The following is a 17,321-nucleotide window of genomic DNA, read 5'->3' as shown; positions in this document are numbered from 1 at the left end:
TTGCGGGGCAGCGGAGTTGCGGGGCAGCGGAGCCTCGGGCGGCGGCTCAGGTGACGTTGAGGCGGGCGGCGAGGCGGAGGAGGCCGGGGCTGAGGCGGGAGAGGAGGCGGGCGGCCTTGGCCTCGGGGGTGACCGGGACGACGGGCTTGCCGGTGCGGACGGCGGTGACGATGGCGGTGGCCACCTTCTCCGGCGGGAAGCCGCGGCGGGCGTAGAGCTTGGCCGCGCGGGCCTGCTTGGCGGACTGCTCGGCGGCGGTGGTCGCGGAGAAGGTGGAGGTGCGGGTGATGTTGGTGTTCACGATGCCCGGGCAGATGGTGGAGACGCCGATGCCGTGGTCGACGAACTCGGCGCGCAGGCAGTCGGAGAGCATGAACACGGCGGCCTTGCTGGTGGCGTAGGCGGTGAGCGCCTTGGCGGGCAGGTAGGCGGCGGCCGAGGAGACGTTGACGATGTGGCCGCCCTGGCCGCGGTCGGCCATCAGGGTGCCGAAGGCGCGGCAGCCGTGGATCACGCCCCAGAGGTTGACGTCCAGGACGCGCTGCCACTCCTTCTCGGTGGTCTGCAGGAACGTCCCGGAGTGGCCGATGCCGGCGTTGTTGACCATCACGTCGGGCACGCCGTGCTCGGCGGCGACGCGCTGGGCGAAGGCGTCCATCGCGGCGCCGTCGGAGACGTCCACCTGGTGGGCGTGCGCCTGCGGGCCGATCAGCGAGGCGAGTTCGGCGGTGCGCTCGGCGGCCGCGAGGTCGAGGTCGCAGACCACCACCCGGGCGCCGTCCTCGGCGAAGGCCAGCGCGGTGGCCCGTCCGATGCCGCTGCCGCCGCCGGTGACCACCACCAACCGGCCGTCCCCGTCCGGCTCTTGGGCCCCTCCGGCGCTCCCGGTCTCGATCCGGGCGGTGAACTCGCGGACCATTCCGGCCACGGTGGCTCCCTTCTCCAGCAGCGCCGACCAGTGGCCGGCGTGCAGCGTACGGCGGGTCAGGTGGGGCACCCAGCGCTCCAGGCCCTCGGAGAGGTAGGTGCCGACGTAGCGGTCCCGGGTGAGGGTGACCAGCTGGACCGGCACCTCGGTCCGCCGCTCGCGCGGACTGCCCAGCGTGGGGCGGAAGTTGGCCCGGTACAGCTCGATGCCGCGGACCGCGTCGCGGCGCAGGGTGCGCTGCGGGTGGTCGGCGCGCGGGGTGACGTGCTCCAGGTCGCGCAGCACCCGCGGCCAGGCCCGGGCGAGGCCGAGGCGCCAGACCGCCGGGGCGAGGAAGGGCAGGTGGAAGGCGGTGATGTACCAGGAGTGCAGGCCCTGGTGCAGCAGTTGGCCGAGGTGGCGCGGGGTGGGGCGGCGCATCCGGTGGCGCAGCCAGTGGCCCATGTGGTCCAGGCTGGGGCCGGACAGGGTGGTGTAGGAGGCGATCCGGCGCTCGGCGCCGGGGGCGGTGACGGCCTCCCAGGACTGGATCGAGCCCCAGTCGTGGGCGACCAGGTGCACCGGGCGGTTCGGGCTGACGGCGTCCGCGACGGCGAACAGGTCGTCGGCGAGCCGCTCGAGGCGGTAGTCCTCGCGGCGCGCCGGGGCGCCCGACTCGCCGGCGCCGCGCACGTCGTAGCGGACCACGTGGTGGTCGCGGGCGAGGTCGGCGGCGATGTCGTCCCAGACGGTGTGGGTGTCCGGGTAGCCGTGCACCAGGAGGACGGTGGGGGCCTCGGGGTCGCCCTGCTCGAAGACGGCGAGCGGGAGGCCGCCGGAGTGGACGGTCCGGCGGCGGGTCGGGGTCGTCATCGGGTGGCCTCCTGGGCGGTGGGCTCGGCGGCGGACGGCTCGGGGGCGGGCTCGGGGGTGGCGGACGGCTCGGCGGCGGGCTCGGCCACCGCGGCGGGCTCGGCGGGCGCGGTCCAGCGGCGGACGTGCGGGAGGTCGTCGTCGAGCCAGTAGGCGTCGTCCTCGGTGACCACCAGCAGTTCCTCGAACTTGATGCCCACGCCGCGGAATCCGATGTGCGGCTCGACCGCCCACAGCCCCGGGGTGGGCGCGTGCCGGGACGCCCGACCGTCCGCCCACAGCGGCGAACGGCCGTGCAGGCGCTCGGAGATGAGCTCGCGGCCGAGGGTCTGCAGGGTGCGCACGCCGAAGCCGAAGACGTTCACCCCGGCCGGGCCGCGCGCGGTGTTGCGGGTGACCTGGTGGCCGATCACCCGGCCCGGGTAGACCTGGTGCCGGTTGTCGTAGCCGTGCGCGGCGATCTGCGCGTCCACCGCCGCGTACACCTCGTTGAGCGGCTTGCGGGCGCGCACCTCGGCGAGGATCAGCGCGCGGTAGACCTCGAGGTCGGCGGCCAGCCGGTCCCAGACCTTGTTCTCGCCGACCTTGCCGCCGTAGCCGATGTCGGCGGTGTAGCCGTCCACGACGGGCGCGCAGTCCAGCACGTACGGCATGCCCTCCTCCAGGCGGCGGTTGCCGGCGAAGAACTGCAGCGGGGTGTGGAAGTGCCGGAAGGCCGTGCGGTCGCCGAACCAGGCGAAGGGGACGTGGAAGAAGTCCTGCACCCCGGCGGCGACCAGGCGGCGGCGCAGCTCGGCGGTGGCCTGGCGCTCGGTGACGCCGGGTTCGATCCAGGCCGCGACCTGTTCGGCGCAGTCGTAGGCGAGTTGCTGGGTCTCGCGGAAGCGGGCGAGGTCGCGCTCGGTGTAGCGGAACGTCGGCATCGCGTGCGCCGTCGGGGGCATCGGGGGCTCCTTCTAGACGTCGAGGTCGAGCACGAGGGTCTCACCCTCGGCGGCGCGGGAGACGCAGGGCAGCAGGGCGCCGGCGGCGCGCTGCTCGGGGGTGAGGCGGCGGTCCCGGTGCTCGGGCGTGCCGGCCAGGAGGCGGACCTCGCAGGTGCCGCAGAAGCCCTGGTGGCAGGAGTACGGGAGGTCGGGGCGGGCCTCGCGCAGCACGTCCAGGGCGGAGCGGTCGGCGGGGACGTCCAGGGTCGGGCCGTCGGCGCCGAGCCGGACGGCGAAGGGCTCGCCGTCGGCGATCGGGGCGGCGCCGAAGCGCTCGAAGTGCAGGGCGGTGGCGTGGGATTCGTCCAGTGCCGCCTGGACGGCGGCGAGCATCGGGGCCGGGCCGCAGCAGTAGACGGCGGCTCCGCGCGGGGCGTGGGCGAGCAGTTCGGCGCCGGTGGGGACGCCGCCGTGCTCGTCGTCGGTGCGCAGCACGACCCGGTGCGGGTCGAGGGCGCGCAGCTCGTCCGCGTACGGGAGGGTGTCGGCGCTGCGGCCGACGAGGACCAACCGCCAGTCGAGGCCGTGCCGTTGGGCCTCGCGGGCCATCGGGAGGAGCGGGGTGACGCCGATGCCGCCGGCCAGCAGCAGGACGGCGGGCTCGGCGCAGAAGGCGAAGCCGTTGCGCGGGCGGCGGGCGGTGAGGCGGGTGCCCGGGTGCAGGGTGTCGTGGACTTCGACGGACCCGCCACCGCCTCCGGGCAGCCGGCGGACGGCGATCCGGTAGTGCCGGCGGTCGGCGGGGTCGCCGCTGAGCGAGTAGTGGCGCTCGCGGCCGGAGGGCAGGGCGAGGCGCAGGTGGGCGCCGGGCTGCCAGGGCGGCAGGTGGCCACCGGAGGGGTCGGCGAAGGTCAACTCGATGACGGCCGCGGCTAGTTGGCGGCGCTCGGCGACGACCAGCCGGAGCGGCGGGGTGGGGCGGCTGAGCGGGCGGCGGGGGTTGCGGCGCAGCAGGGGGCCGCCGAGGGCCTGTACGTAGCGGTCCTGCATCGCGGTGAGGCCGTGCAGGAAGCGGTCCGCGCGGGGGCGGCCGTAGAGGTCGGGGGGCGGGGTGAGCTGGTCCATCCGGCGGGTCCTTGGCGTGGGAGGGGGTGCGGGTGACAACTGACAGAGTTCAGATTTCAGAATTCAGATTTCAGCGAACAGATAACGTTATCTGTTATCTGTTCGCTGTCATCTGTCATCTGTTCGCTGAAACCCATCAGCCGTCAGTGGCCCGCGGTCGCCGCGGCCCGGGCGGCCGGGGAGGTGGCCAGGTAGCCGAGCGCCTGGCTGGAGGAGCCCTCCTGGGTGGGGTGGTAGCCGGGGCGCAGGTAGCGCAGGCCGGAACGGATCGACTTGACCGGATCGGGCAGCAGCCCGCGCCGGGTGATCCGGTACGCCTCGCGCCAGCTCGGGCGCAGCCGCCCGTCCAGCGTGGGGTCGGCGGCCAGCAGGAAGCGCACCCCGCGGACCCAGAGGTGGACCAGCAGCGGGCCGGCCATCGCCATGGTGCGCACCCGGCGCACGTACCCGGGGTCCAGGTGGACGAGCAGGTCGAAGGCGACGCTGCGGTGCTCGACCTCCTCGGCGCCGTGCCACCGCAGCAGGTCGAGCATCGTCGGGTCGGCCTCGGCCCGGTCCAGCCCCGGGGAGTTGAGGATCCAGTTCCCGAGGAAGGCGGTGTAGTGCTCGATCGCCGCGATGGCGGCGATCCGCTCGATGAGGGCCTCGCGGCGCTTCGCCGGGCTCAGTCCGGGCCGGTCCCCGAGCACGCGCTGGAAGACCCAGGCGACCTGGCGCACATACGGCCTCGGGTCGAGCCCCTGGCCGAGCAAGTGATCCAGGACCTCCTGGTGGGCCTCGGCATGAATGGCCTCCTGGCCGATGAACCCGAGTACCTCCTCCCGGAGTTGCTCGTCCCGGACGAGCGGCAGCGCCTCCTTGAACACCTTGACGAACCAGCGCTCACCCTCGGGGAGGAGGAGGTGGAGGACGTTGAGGATGTGGGTGGCCATCGGCTCGTCGGGCACCCAGTGCAGCGGCAGCCGGGCCCAGTCGAAGCGGACGTCCCGGGGCTCCAGGACGAGGCTCTCGTGCACCCGCGCGGCGGGGGCGGCGACGGCGGGGACGGGGGTGGGGCGGGGCATGGCAGGCCCTCCTGACCTGGGGGCGGCGGCTCGACCCTGCGAAACGTACTCGCCGGTAGCCACCGCGACAAGGGTTTGGACAACTCCTATCGACATCGAGTCTAATAAGTGACGTGCACCGGCGGAGGCCCCCGGAAACCCCTCCCCGGAAAACGGCCGGGCCCCGCCGGACGTGACACGTCCGGCGGGGCCCGTCAGGGGCGGCCACCCGCCCCGGCTGTCAGGTGCGGTGGCGTCAGACCGCCATCGCCAGCATCAGCGGCGCCGCCCGGGCGGCCAGCAGCTCCGCGGCGGCCTTGAGCTTGTGGATGTTGTCCACCGGCATCGAGGTCGCCAGGCAGCCGACCGTGCTGCCCGCCGTGATCGGCACCGCCGCGCAGACCGTGCCGAGCGCGTACTCCTGGATGTCCAGCACCGGCACCGTGGCGGGCTGGCGCTCCAGCCGGTGCATCAACTGGTCGGCGTCGGTGACCGTCCGGGAGGTGAGCCGGGCGACCGGGTGCCGGGAGAGGTGGTCCCGCCGGCCGTCCGCGTCGAGCTGGCTGAGCAGGCACTTGCCGATCGCACTGGCGTGCGCGGTGGCGCGGAAGTCCACCCACTCCTGCACGGCGGGCGCGTAGTCGGCGGCCGAGACCGCCTCGACCGACAACTCCCCGTCGTGGTACCGGCTGAAGTACACCGCGGCGCCCAACTCGTCCCGGAGTTCGGCGAGTTTGCGGTTCAGCCGGGCCTTGACGAGCTGTTCCCGGTTCTGCTGCCCGAGCAGGGCGAAGGTGCCGCCGAGCACCCAACCGCCGTCCTGGCACTGGAGATAGCCCTCGATCTCGAGGATCTCGGCGAGCCGGCGCACGGTCGGCAGGCCCAGCGAGGTCTCCCGCGCGAGGCCGACCAGGGTGGCTCCGTCGGGGTGCCGGTCGACGGCCTCCAGCAGTCTGAGGGCGTGCTGCAGGGAGGTGAACGGGCCCGTCGGGCCCTGGTCCAGCGCGGCGTGACGACCCGGGGCTGGTGTCGACATGTCGTCCCCTTCCGATGTCCCCCCACGGAGCGACCGCGGGCGGTCTCCAGCCTATCCACCCCGGGGCTCGGGCGGCTGCTGTCCGTGAATATCCGTGAACATTCCGTGGAGCACGGCCGGTCGGCTGGTACAAGGGGCCCCGCGCACACGCACGAACGGAACCCGCACCCGGCACCCCGTCCGCCGCAGCGCCCCCACGAAGCCCGACGGGCCCCTCCCCCACTGCCCAGGGGGAGAGGCCCGTCACGGGGCCGCCGGGGTGCGGGCCCCGGCGGTCCTGAGGGTGCGGAAGGTACGGAGTGCGTCGACCCTGCGGTGGATCAGCCCTCGTCGCCCGCGCGGAGCTTGGCGACGGCGGCCTCCAGGCGGGCCCCGTACTCCTCGTCGGCGGCGTGGAAGTGGGCGAGGTTCTTCTCGACCACGTCGTCCCGGGTGACCTGCGACAGGAAGCCCGCGATGTTGCCGATCAGCCGGGTCCGCTCGCCCTCCGACATCAGCCGGTACAGCTCACCGGCCTGGAAGAAGTCGTCGTCCTTGGTGTGGGCCGGCGTGGTGTAGGTGCCGGTGTAGCCGTCGACCTTGACCGGCGCGGCGAGCGCGGCGTCGCTCTGGGCCGGGCCGTCGTACGAGTTGGGCTCGTAGTTCTTGCCGCGGCCGGCGCTGTTGGCGGCCATGAAGCCGTCCCGGCCGTAGTTGTTCGCCTCGGTGGCGTGCGGGGCGTTCACCGGCAGCAGGGTGTGGTTGACGCCGAGGCGGTAGCGCTGGGCGTCGGCGTAGGCGAACAGCCGGCCCTGGAGCATCTTGTCCGGGGACGGGCCGATGCCGGGCACGAAGTTGTTCGGCGAGAACGCGGACTGCTCGACCTCGGCGAAGACGTTCTCCGGGTTCTTGTTGAGCACCAGGCGGCCGACCTTGACCAGCGGGTAGTCGGCGTGCGGCCACACCTTGGTGAGGTCGAAGGGGTTGAAGCGGTAGTCCGCGGCCTCGGCGACCGGCATCAGCTGGACGTAGAGGGTCCAGGACGGGAACACCCCGCGCTCGATGGCCTGGTGGAGGTCGCGCTGGTGCGAGTCGGCGTCGGCGCCGACCACCTCTGCGGCCTGGTCGCCGTCCAGGCTGCGGATGCCCTGGTTGGTCTTGAAGTGGTACTTCACCCAGTAGGCCTCGCCCTCGGCGTTGACCCACTGGTAGGTGTGCGAGCCGTAGCCGTTCATGTGGCGGTACGAGGCGGGGATGCCGCGGTCGCCGAACAGCCAGGTGATCTGGTGGGTCGAGGCCGGCGAGTGGGCCCAGAAGTCCCAGACGTTGTCCGCCTCCTGCACGCCGGTGTACGGGTCGCGCTTCTGCGAGTGGATGAAGTCGGGGAACTTGACCGGGTCCTTGATGAAGAACACCGGGGTGTTGTTGCCGACCAGGTCGTAGTTGCCCTGCTCGGTGTAGAACTTCAGCGCGAAGCCGCGCGGGTCGCGCACCGCGTCGCTGGCGCCGAGGTTGCCGGCCACCGTGGAGAAGCGCAGGAAGACCTCGGTGCGCTTGCCGACCTCGGACAGGAACGCCGCCCGGGTGTACTTCGAGACCTCGTCGGTCACCTCGAAGTAGCCGTACGCGCCGGAGCCGCGGGCGTGCACGACGCGCTCCGGGATGCGCTCGCGGTTGAACCGGGCCAGCTTCTCCAGCAGCTGCTGGTCCTGGATCAGCAGCGGGCCGTACTCGCCGGCCGAGGCCGAGTTCTGGTTGTCGGCGACCGGGGCGCCGGACTCCGTGGTCAGGATCTTGGACATGGAGGGTCCTTCAGGTGTCGATAAGGCGGTGCGTGGAGAGGTGGAGCGGGCGAGCGGGCGGGCGGGCGGACCGCTCAGACGCCCAGCAGGCGCCACAGCGCCGAGCGGCGGCGGGCGGAGTGCTCGCCGTCCGGGCCGTCGGTCGGCTGGAGGGCGGCGACCGCCGCGGTGGCCGCGGCCGGGTCCGCCAGCGGGCGGGCGGCGGCCAGGGCGGCGGACTCCTCCGCGCTGAGGCCGGCGTCGACGAGGGCGGCGGCGGCCTCGGCGGCCGGGACGGCGTTGAACCAGCGCAGCGCGAGGGCCGCGCGGCCGGCCTCGGTGAGGCGGCCGGTGAGCCGGAGGCGGGCGAGGCCGCCGTCCGGGTAGACGTTGATCCGCACGTGGGTCACCGGGCGGCCGACGTCGAGCCGGAAGCGGTGCCGGGTGTCGGGCTGCAGGCGGGTGCGGGGCAGGATCTCGAACCACTCGCCGTCGGCCGGGTCGTGCCCGGTCGAGGCGTCGAAGCCGATCAGGTCGGCCCAGCCGGGGGCATTGGCGACGAAGTGGGTGGTGTCCACCTCGGCGGCCAGGACCTCACCGCCCCCGGCCAGGGCGATCTGAACCCAGTCGTTGGCCTTGTCGCGCCGACGCCGGGTCTCCCAGCCCTCGCCCATGACGGAGGCGCGACCGGGAGCGTTCAGGTTGTGCGGGGAGGAGAAGTAGCGGTCGGACGCCGCCTCGGCCACGCCGCCGTACTCCTGGGCGGCCAGGTCGAAGGTGAGGCCGTCCAGTTCGCGCGGGTCGGGCAGCACCTCGCCGTGCACCCGGAGCCGGGCGACGCCGCCGTCCGGGAAGATGGCGAGCCGCACGTGGGTGTAGCGGGTGTCGTCCTGGACGGCGAACTCGTGGGCGGTGTCGCCCCGCAGCGGGGTGCGCGGTACCAGGACGGTCCAGTCGGCGGCCTGCAGCTCCTCGGGCGAGGGGTGCCCGGGTACGGAGGCGGCCTCGACCACGGCGCTCTCCGGGTAGTTGCCGGTGAAGTGGGCGGTGTCGACGATCACGCCGCGGACCGCGCCGCCGACGCCGAGCCGGACGATCGCCCAGTCGTGGTCCTGGTCGGTGGGGTGCGGCTGGTCGGCGGAGACGCCGCGGCGGCGCTTGGACTCCCAGCCGTCCATGATCTGGCCCTTGTGGCCGAAGGTGTGCGGGCGGAACTCGGCGGGCTTGGCCACCAGCAGGTTCTCGGCGTCCGCGAAGGTGTCCTCATTGGTGGCGACGACGCCCGCGCCGAGCAGCCGGGAAGCCAGGTTGACCAGCTCGGTGAAGGGAGCGCTCGGGGTGTCGGCAGTGGTCACTGACTCTCCTCGGAAGACGGTGGCGGTTCGGTAAGCCCAGGGGGACGGGAGGCCCGGTGGTACGGGAAACCCGGTGGTTCGGGAGGCGGGGGCGGCTCAGGAAGCACCGGTGGAACGGGAGTCGGCGGGGCGCACCAGCTGGCGGCCGAAGGGCTCGGCACCGGTGTCCACCGCCCGGCCGCGCAGCCAGGTGGTGCGGACGGCGCCGCTCAAGGTCCGCCCGGCGTACGGGGTCACCGGGTTGCGGTGGTGCAACTCGCCCGCGTGGACGGCGAATTCGCCGTCCGGGTCGAAGGCGACCAGGTCCGCGTCGCAGCCCGCCGCGATGGCGCCCTTGGTGCCGGTGAGGCCGACCAGTTCGGCCGGTCCGGCGGACATCCAGCGCACCACGTCGGCCAGGGTGTGACCGCGGCGCCGGGCCTCGGTCCAGACGGCGGGCAGGCCCAGCTGCAGCGAGGCGATGCCGCCCCAGGCCGCCGCGAAGTCGCCGCTGCCGCCGAACTCGGGCAGCAGCTTGAGGTCGGGGGTGGACGGCGAGTGGTCGGAGACGACGGCGGTGAACTCGCCGTTCGCCAGGGCCTCCCAGAGCGCGTCCCGGTTGGCCTCGTCGCGGATCGGCGGGCAGCACTTGAAGGCGGTGTCGCCGTCCGGCACCTGCTCGGCCGCGAGGGTCAGGTAGTGCGGGCAGGTCTCGGCGGTGACCGTCACGCCGTCCTCGCGGGCCTGGCGCAGCAGCGGCAGCACGGCCGCCGAGGAGACGTGCAGGATGTGCACCCGGGCGCCGGTGCGCCGGGCGGTGTCGAGCAGCCGGGCGACCGCCGCGGTCTCCGCGCCGGCCGGCCGGGAGGCGAGGAAGTCCCGGTAGTGGACGCCGGGTTGCTGCGGCGCCGCGGCCAGCACGGCCGGGTCCTCGGCGTGGATGATCGCCAGGGCCCCGATCCGGGCCTGCTCGGCCAGCGCGGCCTCCAGGTCGGCGGCCTCGACGTGCGGGAACTCGTCGACGCCGGACGGGGCGAGGAAGCTCTTGAAGCCGAACACACCAGCCCGGTGCAGGGGTTCGAGGTCCGCGACGTTGCCGGGGATCGCCCCGCCCCAGAAGCCGAGGTCGACCCAGGCCTGGCCCTCGGCGGTCTTCCGCTTGACCTCCAGCCCCGCCACCGTGGTGGTGGGCGGGACGGAGTTGAGCGGCATGTCGATGATCGTGGTGACGCCGCCGGCCGCGGCGGCCCGGGTGGCGGTGGCGAAGCCCTCCCACTCGGTCCGGCCGGGCTCGTTGACGTGCACGTGGGTGTCGACCAGGCCGGGCAGCAGGGCGGTGTCGCCGAGGTCGACGAGCTCGCTGTCGCCGACCACCAGCGATCCGTGGGCGGCGACCTGCTCGATCCTGCCGTCCCGGATCAGCACGTCCGCGGGGCGCTCCCCGTCGGGCAGCACCGCCCGGCGGGAGCGGATCACCGCTGGCTGGCTGAACGGCATGGGAACCTCCGAAACCTGGGAGTTGGGGGTGGCGGAACACGGGTGGAACCGAAGGATTGCCGGGAGCCTAGGCTCGCCTTCAACAAAACGTCAATGGAGGAACGTACGGAGGAACGTCCAGCGGAAGGCCCGAGGGCTCAGCCCGGCAGCAGCTCTTCGGCCAGCCACTCCCCCGCCACCTCGGCCAGCTCACCGGCCTTGGTCATGCTGTCCCCCGGCTGCTCGGCCAGGTCGGTGAGCGCTATCGCGGCGGTGAAGCCGGCCGCCCGCCACTCGGGCTCGGACAGCTCCAGCCGACCCGCCACAGCGGCCACCCGAACCCCCGCCCGGGCAGCCGCCGCGGCGACTCCGGCGGGGGCCTTGCCATGGAGCGTCTGAGCGTCCAGGCAGCCCTCACCGGTGACGACGAGGCGTGCCCCACGCACGGCCTCGTCGAAACCCAGCAGTTCGAGCAGCAGCTCGATACCGGGTCGCATGGTGGCGCCGAGCAGGGCGAGGGCGCCGAAGCCCACCCCGCCCGCGGCCCCGGCGCCGGGGGCCTCCCGCACGTCCCGTCCGGTCGCCGCGGCGACCTGGTCGGCGAAGCGGGTCAGACCCTGCTCCAGGACCACCAGGTCGTCCCCGTCGGCGCCCTTCTGCGGGCCGTAGACGGCGGTGGCGCCGCGCGGGCCCAGCAGCGGGTTGTCCACGTCGCAGGCGACCACGACGTCCACGCCGGTCAGCAGCTCGGCCAGCGGGCCGAGTTCGATCCGCTCCAGCCGGCGCAACGCGGCGCCGCCGGGCGGGAGTTCGACGCCGTCGCCGTCCAGCAGCCGGACCCCGAGCGCCTGCACCATGCCGGCCCCGCCGTCGGTGCCGGCGCTGCCGCCGAGGCCGAGCACGATCCGCTTGGCGCCCATCGACACCGCGCGGCCGATCAGCTGGCCGACACCGTAGGAGCCGGCCGCGAGCGGGGCGGTCCGGCCGCCGGGCAGCCGGGCGAGGCCGGAGGCCTGGGCCAGCTCGACCACGGCGGTGTCGCCGCGGACGGCGATCGCGGCGTCCACCGGCAGGCCGGTCGGGCCGGCCACCTTGGCCGGGACGCGGCTGAATCCGGCCGCGAGCGCCGCGGCCAGGGTGCCCTCGCCGCCGTCGGCGACGGGCAGTTCGCGCACCTCGGCGCCGGGCGCCGCGCGCCGGATGCCGGCGGCGATCCGGGCGGCGACCTCGGCACCCTCCAGGGTGCCCTTGAACTTGTCCGGCGCTACGACCACGTGGCCCTGGAGGGGGGTGGGGGGCATCGGTGGTCCTCACTTCCGTGCGGGTCGGGCAGTGTTCGACGAACATGTGTCCGGACCAGCATGGGTCCGGTGGTGCCGGGGATGCGACCCCCCGGCCGGGTGGTGCGACCCGGCCCGGGACGCGGCCCCCGGAGGAGCCACGTTCCGAAGAGGGGTGCGCCCCCTCCCCGCCGTTCCCCTCGACCCGCTTCCGACGTTCGAGGGGCTCCCCTCGGCGAGGGAGGGGGCCAGGCGACACGCAGCGGGCACGACCGAAGTGCCCCCGTGGGAGGGAGTGCGCGTCACCGGCTTGGATCGACCGGCGGGCGGGCGGATGAGCCCCTGCCCGCACGCCGGTCGGGTCTGGCCTCCTGGTGGCGCGGGCACGACCGGATCAGGTACACGCCACCAGGAGGAGTCTGTCGGGGCCCGGGGCCCCTTCGGTCGGCCGACCGCAGATCAGGCGACCCGCGGAGCAGCCGACCGCGGGTCAGGCGACCTCGCGGCCCGAGAGCCGCTCGACGCCGCGCAGCAGCGCCGAGTGGTCGAGCGAGCCGTCGCCGTTGGCCCGGGCGGAGGCGACCAGCTGGGCCACCACGGCGCCGACCGGCAGCGCGGCACCCACGGCGCGGGCGGCGTCGGTGACGATGCCCATGTCCTTGTGGTGGAGGTCGATCCGGAAGCCGGGGGCGAACTCGCGGTTGAGCATGTTCCCCTTCTTGCGGTTGAGCACCGTGGAGCCGGCCAGGCCGCCGCCGAGCACGTCCAGTGCGGCGGCGAGGTCGACGCCGGCGTTCTCCAGGAACACCACGGCCTCGGCGAGCACCTGGATGTTGACCGCGACGATCAGCTGGTTGGCGGCCTTGACGGTCTGGCCGGCGCCGTCGGGGCCGACGTGGATGACCGTGGTGCCCAGCGCGTCGAACAGCGGCTTGGCCTCGGCGAAGTCCGCCGCCTCGCCGCCGACCATGATCGACAGCACCGCCTCGACCGCACCGGCCTCGCCGCCGGAGACCGGGGCGTCCAGGGTGCGCACGCCCTTCTCCCGGGCGGCCTTGCCGACCTTGATGGAGGTCTGCGGGGTGATCGAGGACATGTCGATCACCAGGGTGCCCGGCCGGACGCTCGCCAGGACGCCGCCCTCGCCGAGGATGACCGCCTCGACGTGCGGGTCGGCCGGGACCATGGTGATGACGACCTCGGCGTCCTTCACCGCGTCGGCGATGCTGGCGGCGCCGTGGCCGCCGGCCTCGACCACGGTGTCGATCGAGGCCTGGGAGAGGTCGAAGCCGGTCACGTGGTGGCCGGCCTTGACCAGGTTGACGGCCATGGGCTTGCCCATGATGCCGAGGCCGACGAAGGCAATCTTGCGGGAGGCGCTCATCGCGTCGGGTTCCTTACGTGTGCGGGTGGGGAGGGGTGGCGGGCCGGACGTTGCCGTCAGCGAGCGGCGAACCGGTCAGCGGGCCGCGCGCAGCTCGCGCGGCAGCCAGCCGAAGCTGTCGGCGCTGACGCCCGTGGAGGGGCGGTACTCCAGGCCGATCGAGCCGGTGTAGCCGGCGGCGCTGAGCCGGGCGAACAGGTCCTCGAAGTCCAGCTCGCCGGTGCCGGGCTCGTTGCGGCCCGGGTTGTCGGCGATCTGCACGTGGCCGATCCGGTCGGCGTAGGTGTCGATGACCGCCGCCAGGTCCTCGCCGTTCTTGGCCAGGTGGTACAGGTCGCAGAGGAACTTGGCGTTCCCCAGGCCGGTCGCGGCGTTGACCTTGTCGACCACCTCGACCGCGGCGGCGGCGGAGACCAGCGGGTAGTCCGGGGACTCGGCCGCGTTGAGGGCCTCGATCAGCAGGACGGCACCGATCTCGTGCGCCGCCCCGGCCGCGAGCACCAGGTTCTCCAGCGCGACCGCGTCCTGCTCGGCCGGCTCCACGCCCTCGACCCGGTTGCCGTACAGCGCGTTGAGCGCGGTGGCGCCGAGCGAGGCGGCGAGTTCGGCCGCGACCGGGACGTTGGCCCGGAAGCGGTCCCGCTCGGAGGGGAGCGAGACGGTGCCCCGGGCGCCCTGGCTGAGGTCGTCCAGGAAGTTGAGGCCGGTGAGCCGGACGCCCGCGTCGCTGAACGCCTTGCGCAGCGCGTCGAGTTCGGCCCGGCTCGGGCTGTGTTCGGTGCCGAAGGGCCACCAGAGCTCGGCGGCCGTGAAGCCCGCCGCGGCCGCGGCCGCGGGGCGCTCCAGCAGCGGGAGTTCGCCGAACAGGATCGACAGGTTGACCGTGAAGCCGTGCTTGGCAGCCGCCGTCACGTCCATCACCTCTCACTCTCTCTTCCTTCATCCGCAACTTCCACGATCCGGAAGAGGGATTCTGTGTGGTGGAAGCATCTCCGGCCCGCCGAGTGGGTGTCAAGGCTGCCGCAACATTTTGTTGAAGCGACCCCGGGGGGCCCGCCGACCGGACCGGCGACTGTTCGATCACCCAGGTCCGACCGGTTCGGATCCGGCCCCTGCCCCCGCCGACCCCCGCTCGATACAGTGAGCACGTGCGATTGATGGTGGAGTTCACGACAGAACCGTTCGAATTGGACACGTTCCCCGAGCACGCCTCGGCGGCCCGCAAGGTCGTCGACGAGGCCGGCCTGGACGTGTCGGTCGGCCCCTTCGGGACCGGCGCCGAGGGCGAGGCCGACCAGGTCCTCGCCGCGGTGACCCGACTGCTCAGGGAGACCCTGGACGCCGGGGCGACCCGCATCTCCGTCCAGGTGAGCGTGCTGGGCGAGGAGGGCGGTACGCCGTGACCGAGCACGTGGAGCACCCGCTCGCCGCGGCGGTCAAGCCGCTGCTGGACGCGGTCGGCGCGACGCCCGTCCCGCTGGACGAGGCGAAGGCCGAGGACGTCGTCCTGGAGTGGGAGGGCACCCCGGCCCTGGCCGTCCGGCTGCCGCACCTGAGCAGTGCGCTGGACCGGCTGCTGACCGAGATGACCCGACAGTTCGACGGCCGCCCACTGGCCGAGCTGGACCGCTGGGAGAAGCAGCGGGTCGTCGCCCTCCTGGAGGAGCGCGGCGCCTTCACCGTCCGCCACGGGGTCGAGACGGTCGCCTCGGCCCTGGGCGTCAGCCGCTTCACCGTGTACAACTACCTGAACCGCCAGGACGGCTCCAAGCCGTCCTGAGCGCGACTCGGAGCCGTACCGGGGCGACTCGGACCCGCACCGGGGGCGACTGGAAGCCGTCCCCGGGGGCGGCTCGCGAGGAGCCGCCGACCGGGTGACCCCGCCGCTGTGGACAGTCTTGATCGGCCCGCGGCGGGGCACACTTGGCGAATCGCACACGAAAGGGCCCCGCAGCGCGGGTCGGTTCAAAACGTAACCACCAACCGTTCAACAAACTGTTGACGGCAGGGTGGGGTCGATCTAGCTTTTCCGGGTGGCACCACTCTTCAGGAGGTCCACCCGTGACCAACCACCCCCACGCCCTTGACACCCTGGCCGCGGCCGATGCCGCGGAGCTGGAAGAGATCCTGCTGGAGGTATGCTCCAGCCCCCGTTGGGCCGCCGCCGTCGCGCAGGCCAAGCCCTGGTCCAGCCGTGAGGCCCTGCTCGCCGCCAACGCGGCGGCGATGGCCGGGCTGACCGCCGCGGACCTGCGCGACGCGATGGCCGGACACGCCCGGATCGGACAGCCCAAGACGGGCGACGCCACCTCCGAGCGCGAGCAGGCCGGCATCCAGGGCGTGGACCGAGCGGTCCTCGACGAGCTGCGCGAGGCCAACACCGCCTACGAGGCCAAGTTCGGCCACGTGTTCCTGATCTGCGCGACCGGCCGCACCGCGGTCACCATGCTCGCGGCCCTGCGCGAGCGCCACCCCAACGACCCCGCCACCGAGGCGGAGATCGTCCGGGGCGAGCTGCGCAAGATCAACGACATCCGGCTGAACCGCCTCCTCGACGCATCCTGACGCATCGTCAAGAATGCTTCGTGGACGGGCCGTCCCCGACCCCGACCCCGGGCCAGGCCGTCCGGGCCGGGTCGCCCCGCGCGACCTGACGCACCATCACCTCTGCCATCAGTAAGGTCACTTCACCCATGACTGGCATCTCCACCCACGTGCTCGACACCAGCCTCGGCCGCCCGGCCGAGGGCGTCCCGGTCGAGCTCGCACTGCACACCGAGGGTGGCTGGAAGGTGCTCGGCACCTCCGCCACGGACTCCGACGGCCGGGTCAAGGACCTCCCGGCCGTGGAGGCGGGCTCGGTCGTCCGGCTGCTCTTCGACACCGGCGCGTACTACGCGGCGAAGTCGGCGGAGCCGCCGTTCTTCCCCGAGGTCTCGATCGTCTTCACGGTCGCGCCCGAGCAGCACCACTACCACGTGCCGCTGCTGCTGAACCCGTTCGGATACTCGGTCTACCGCGGAAGCTAGTAGACCGACCTGGAAGCTTAGGAGCCTGTCATGGCCCACGTGCTCGGTCAGAACCAGTACGGCAAGGCGGAGAACCGCATCGTCCGGGTCTACCGCGACTCCACCCGGCACGAGATCAAGGACCTGAACGTCTCGGTCTCCCTCCAGGGCGAGTTCGAGGACGTCCACCTCACCGGGTCGAACGCCAACTGCCTTCCCACCGACACCACCAAGAACACCGTCTACGCCTTCGCCAAGGAGTACGGCATCGACTCGGCCGAGGCCTTCGGCATCCTGCTGGCCCGGCACTTCGTCGACGACACCGAGCGCGGCGTCGTGCACAGCGCCCGGATCCGGATCGAGGAGTACACCTGGGACCGGATCCGCACGCCGGACAGCTCGGCCCGCTTCATCGGCTCGGAGGAGGTCGGCCACTCCTTCGTCCGCAACGGCCAGGAGACCCGCACCACCGAGGTCGTCTACGACGGTGAGAAGGTCCAGGTCATCTCCGGCCTCAAGGACCTCGTCGTCATGAACTCCACCAACTCGGAGTTCTGGGGCTACATCAAGGACAAGTACACCACCCTCCAGGAGGCGTACGACCGCATCCTCGCCACCCAGGTCACCGCCCGCTGGAAGTACGGCTACAGCGGTCGCGACGGCGAGGCCCAGCCCAACTGGAACCGCTCCTACACCCACGTGAAGCGGCACCTGCTGGAGGCGTTCGCCGAGACCTACTCCTACTCGCTGCAGCAGACCCTGCACTCGATGGGCACCCGGGTCCTCAACAACCGCGCCGAGGTGGACGAGGTACGCCTCGAACTGCCCAACAAGCACCACTTCCTCGTCGACCTGGAGCCGTTCGGCCTCAAGAACGAGAACGAGGTCTACTACGCCGCGGACCGCATGTACGGCCTGATCGAGGGCACCGTGCACCGCGAGGGCGTCGTCCCGGTCATCCCGGTCGTCTGACCGCCCCCACCCCGCCCATCCAGCGCACCCCATGGACTCCGCCCGGGATCGCCGCACCCTCCGGCCCGTACGGGCCGGTCGAGTTCGGGCGGACCGCAGCACCCGTACTGCCCGTAGCACCCGTACACGTTCCACCTGCTCCACCCGTTCCACCTGTTTCTCCACCCCCACCAACCGGAGTTCGTGCTCGCCTCGCG

General features: G+C 73.1%; 15 protein-coding genes and 1 pseudogene. 5 read left to right on the top strand and 11 right to left on the bottom strand.

What is annotated here, in order from left to right:
* Window positions 1-46: 46 nt before the first annotated feature.
* The 11 genes and pseudogenes from ACFVXG_RS05580 to ACFVXG_RS05530 all read right to left on the bottom strand — a co-directional run bounded on the left by ACFVXG_RS05580 (window position 47) and on the right by ACFVXG_RS05530 (window position 14,062).
* Window positions 47-1,780, bottom strand: coding sequence for an SDR family oxidoreductase (locus ACFVXG_RS05580; RefSeq protein WP_387924595.1), 1,734 nt, complete (start codon window positions 1,778-1,780; stop codon window positions 47-49).
* Entirely contained in the window at window positions 1,777-2,724 is a 948-nt protein-coding gene (locus tag ACFVXG_RS05575) for a M24 family metallopeptidase (protein ID WP_387924593.1), read from the bottom strand. The genes ACFVXG_RS05580 and ACFVXG_RS05575 overlap by 4 nt, the downstream gene beginning before the upstream one ends.
* Before the next feature lie 12 nt (window positions 2,725-2,736).
* Window positions 2,737-3,831 carry a PDR/VanB family oxidoreductase gene (locus tag ACFVXG_RS05570; RefSeq protein WP_387924592.1) on the bottom strand — a complete coding sequence of 365 codons (1,095 nt, stop codon included), beginning with the start codon at window positions 3,829-3,831 and terminating at the stop codon, window positions 2,737-2,739.
* Between the two features lie 143 nt (window positions 3,832-3,974).
* A complete protein-coding gene (locus tag ACFVXG_RS05565) occupies window positions 3,975-4,895 on the bottom strand; it encodes a metal-dependent hydrolase (protein ID WP_387924590.1) in 921 nt (306 codons plus the stop codon).
* A 235-nt stretch (window positions 4,896-5,130) separates the two neighbouring features.
* Entirely contained in the window at window positions 5,131-5,910 is a 780-nt protein-coding gene (locus tag ACFVXG_RS05560; RefSeq protein WP_387924588.1) for an IclR family transcriptional regulator, read from the bottom strand.
* Between the two features lie 320 nt (window positions 5,911-6,230).
* Window positions 6,231-7,691: a catalase gene (locus ACFVXG_RS05555; RefSeq protein ID WP_387924586.1), complete on the bottom strand. Its 1,461-nt coding sequence runs from the start codon at window positions 7,689-7,691 to the stop codon at window positions 6,231-6,233.
* 287 nt (window positions 7,692-7,978) lie between these two features.
* Window positions 7,979-9,025 (bottom strand): annotated as a pseudogene (alc, locus tag ACFVXG_RS05550) (allantoicase); the annotation flags it as partial.
* A gap of 96 nt (window positions 9,026-9,121) precedes the next feature.
* Window positions 9,122-10,501 (bottom strand): allantoinase AllB, encoded by a 1,380-nt coding sequence (allB, locus tag ACFVXG_RS05545; protein ID WP_387924584.1) that lies wholly within the window; start codon window positions 10,499-10,501, stop codon window positions 9,122-9,124.
* A 137-nt stretch (window positions 10,502-10,638) separates the two neighbouring features.
* On the bottom strand, window positions 10,639-11,781 hold the full coding sequence (locus ACFVXG_RS05540) for a glycerate kinase (RefSeq protein WP_387924582.1): 1,143 nt from the start codon (window positions 11,779-11,781) through the stop codon (window positions 10,639-10,641).
* A gap of 469 nt (window positions 11,782-12,250) precedes the next feature.
* Window positions 12,251-13,144, bottom strand: a complete 894-nt coding sequence (locus ACFVXG_RS05535; RefSeq protein WP_387924580.1) for a 2-hydroxy-3-oxopropionate reductase — start codon at window positions 13,142-13,144, stop codon at window positions 12,251-12,253.
* Window positions 13,145-13,219: 75 nt separating this feature from the next.
* On the bottom strand, window positions 13,220-14,062 hold the full coding sequence (locus tag ACFVXG_RS05530) for a TIM barrel protein (protein ID WP_387924578.1): 843 nt from the start codon (window positions 14,060-14,062) through the stop codon (window positions 13,220-13,222).
* A gap of 239 nt (window positions 14,063-14,301) precedes the next feature.
* On the opposite strand from ACFVXG_RS05530, the gene ACFVXG_RS05525 reads away from it, so the two are divergent.
* The 5 genes from ACFVXG_RS05525 (at window position 14,302) to pucL (ending at window position 17,124) form a co-directional block, all read left to right on the top strand.
* Complete coding sequence (locus ACFVXG_RS05525; protein ID WP_387924886.1) at window positions 14,302-14,547, top strand: thiamine-binding protein; 246 nt, start codon at window positions 14,302-14,304, stop codon at window positions 14,545-14,547.
* A complete protein-coding gene (locus ACFVXG_RS05520) occupies window positions 14,544-14,924 on the top strand; it encodes a helix-turn-helix domain-containing protein (protein ID WP_188309323.1) in 381 nt (126 codons plus the stop codon). The genes ACFVXG_RS05525 and ACFVXG_RS05520 overlap by 4 nt, the downstream gene beginning before the upstream one ends.
* Before the next feature lie 281 nt (window positions 14,925-15,205).
* Window positions 15,206-15,709 carry a 2-oxo-4-hydroxy-4-carboxy-5-ureidoimidazoline decarboxylase gene (uraD, locus tag ACFVXG_RS05515; RefSeq protein ID WP_387924576.1) on the top strand — a complete coding sequence of 168 codons (504 nt, stop codon included), beginning with the start codon at window positions 15,206-15,208 and terminating at the stop codon, window positions 15,707-15,709.
* A gap of 128 nt (window positions 15,710-15,837) precedes the next feature.
* Entirely contained in the window at window positions 15,838-16,173 is a 336-nt protein-coding gene (gene uraH, locus ACFVXG_RS05510) for a hydroxyisourate hydrolase (RefSeq protein WP_350505840.1), read from the top strand.
* A gap of 30 nt (window positions 16,174-16,203) precedes the next feature.
* Window positions 16,204-17,124, top strand: a complete 921-nt coding sequence (gene pucL, locus ACFVXG_RS05505) for a factor-independent urate hydroxylase (RefSeq protein ID WP_387924574.1) — start codon at window positions 16,204-16,206, stop codon at window positions 17,122-17,124.
* Window positions 17,125-17,321 lie beyond the last annotated feature (197 nt).

The sequence above is a fragment of the Kitasatospora sp. NPDC058162 genome (assembly GCF_042884005.1).
GTDB lineage: Bacteria > Actinomycetota > Actinomycetes > Streptomycetales > Streptomycetaceae > Kitasatospora.
Note: the sequence above shows the minus strand (reverse complement) of the source record. Positions and strands in the feature narration are given on the sequence as shown.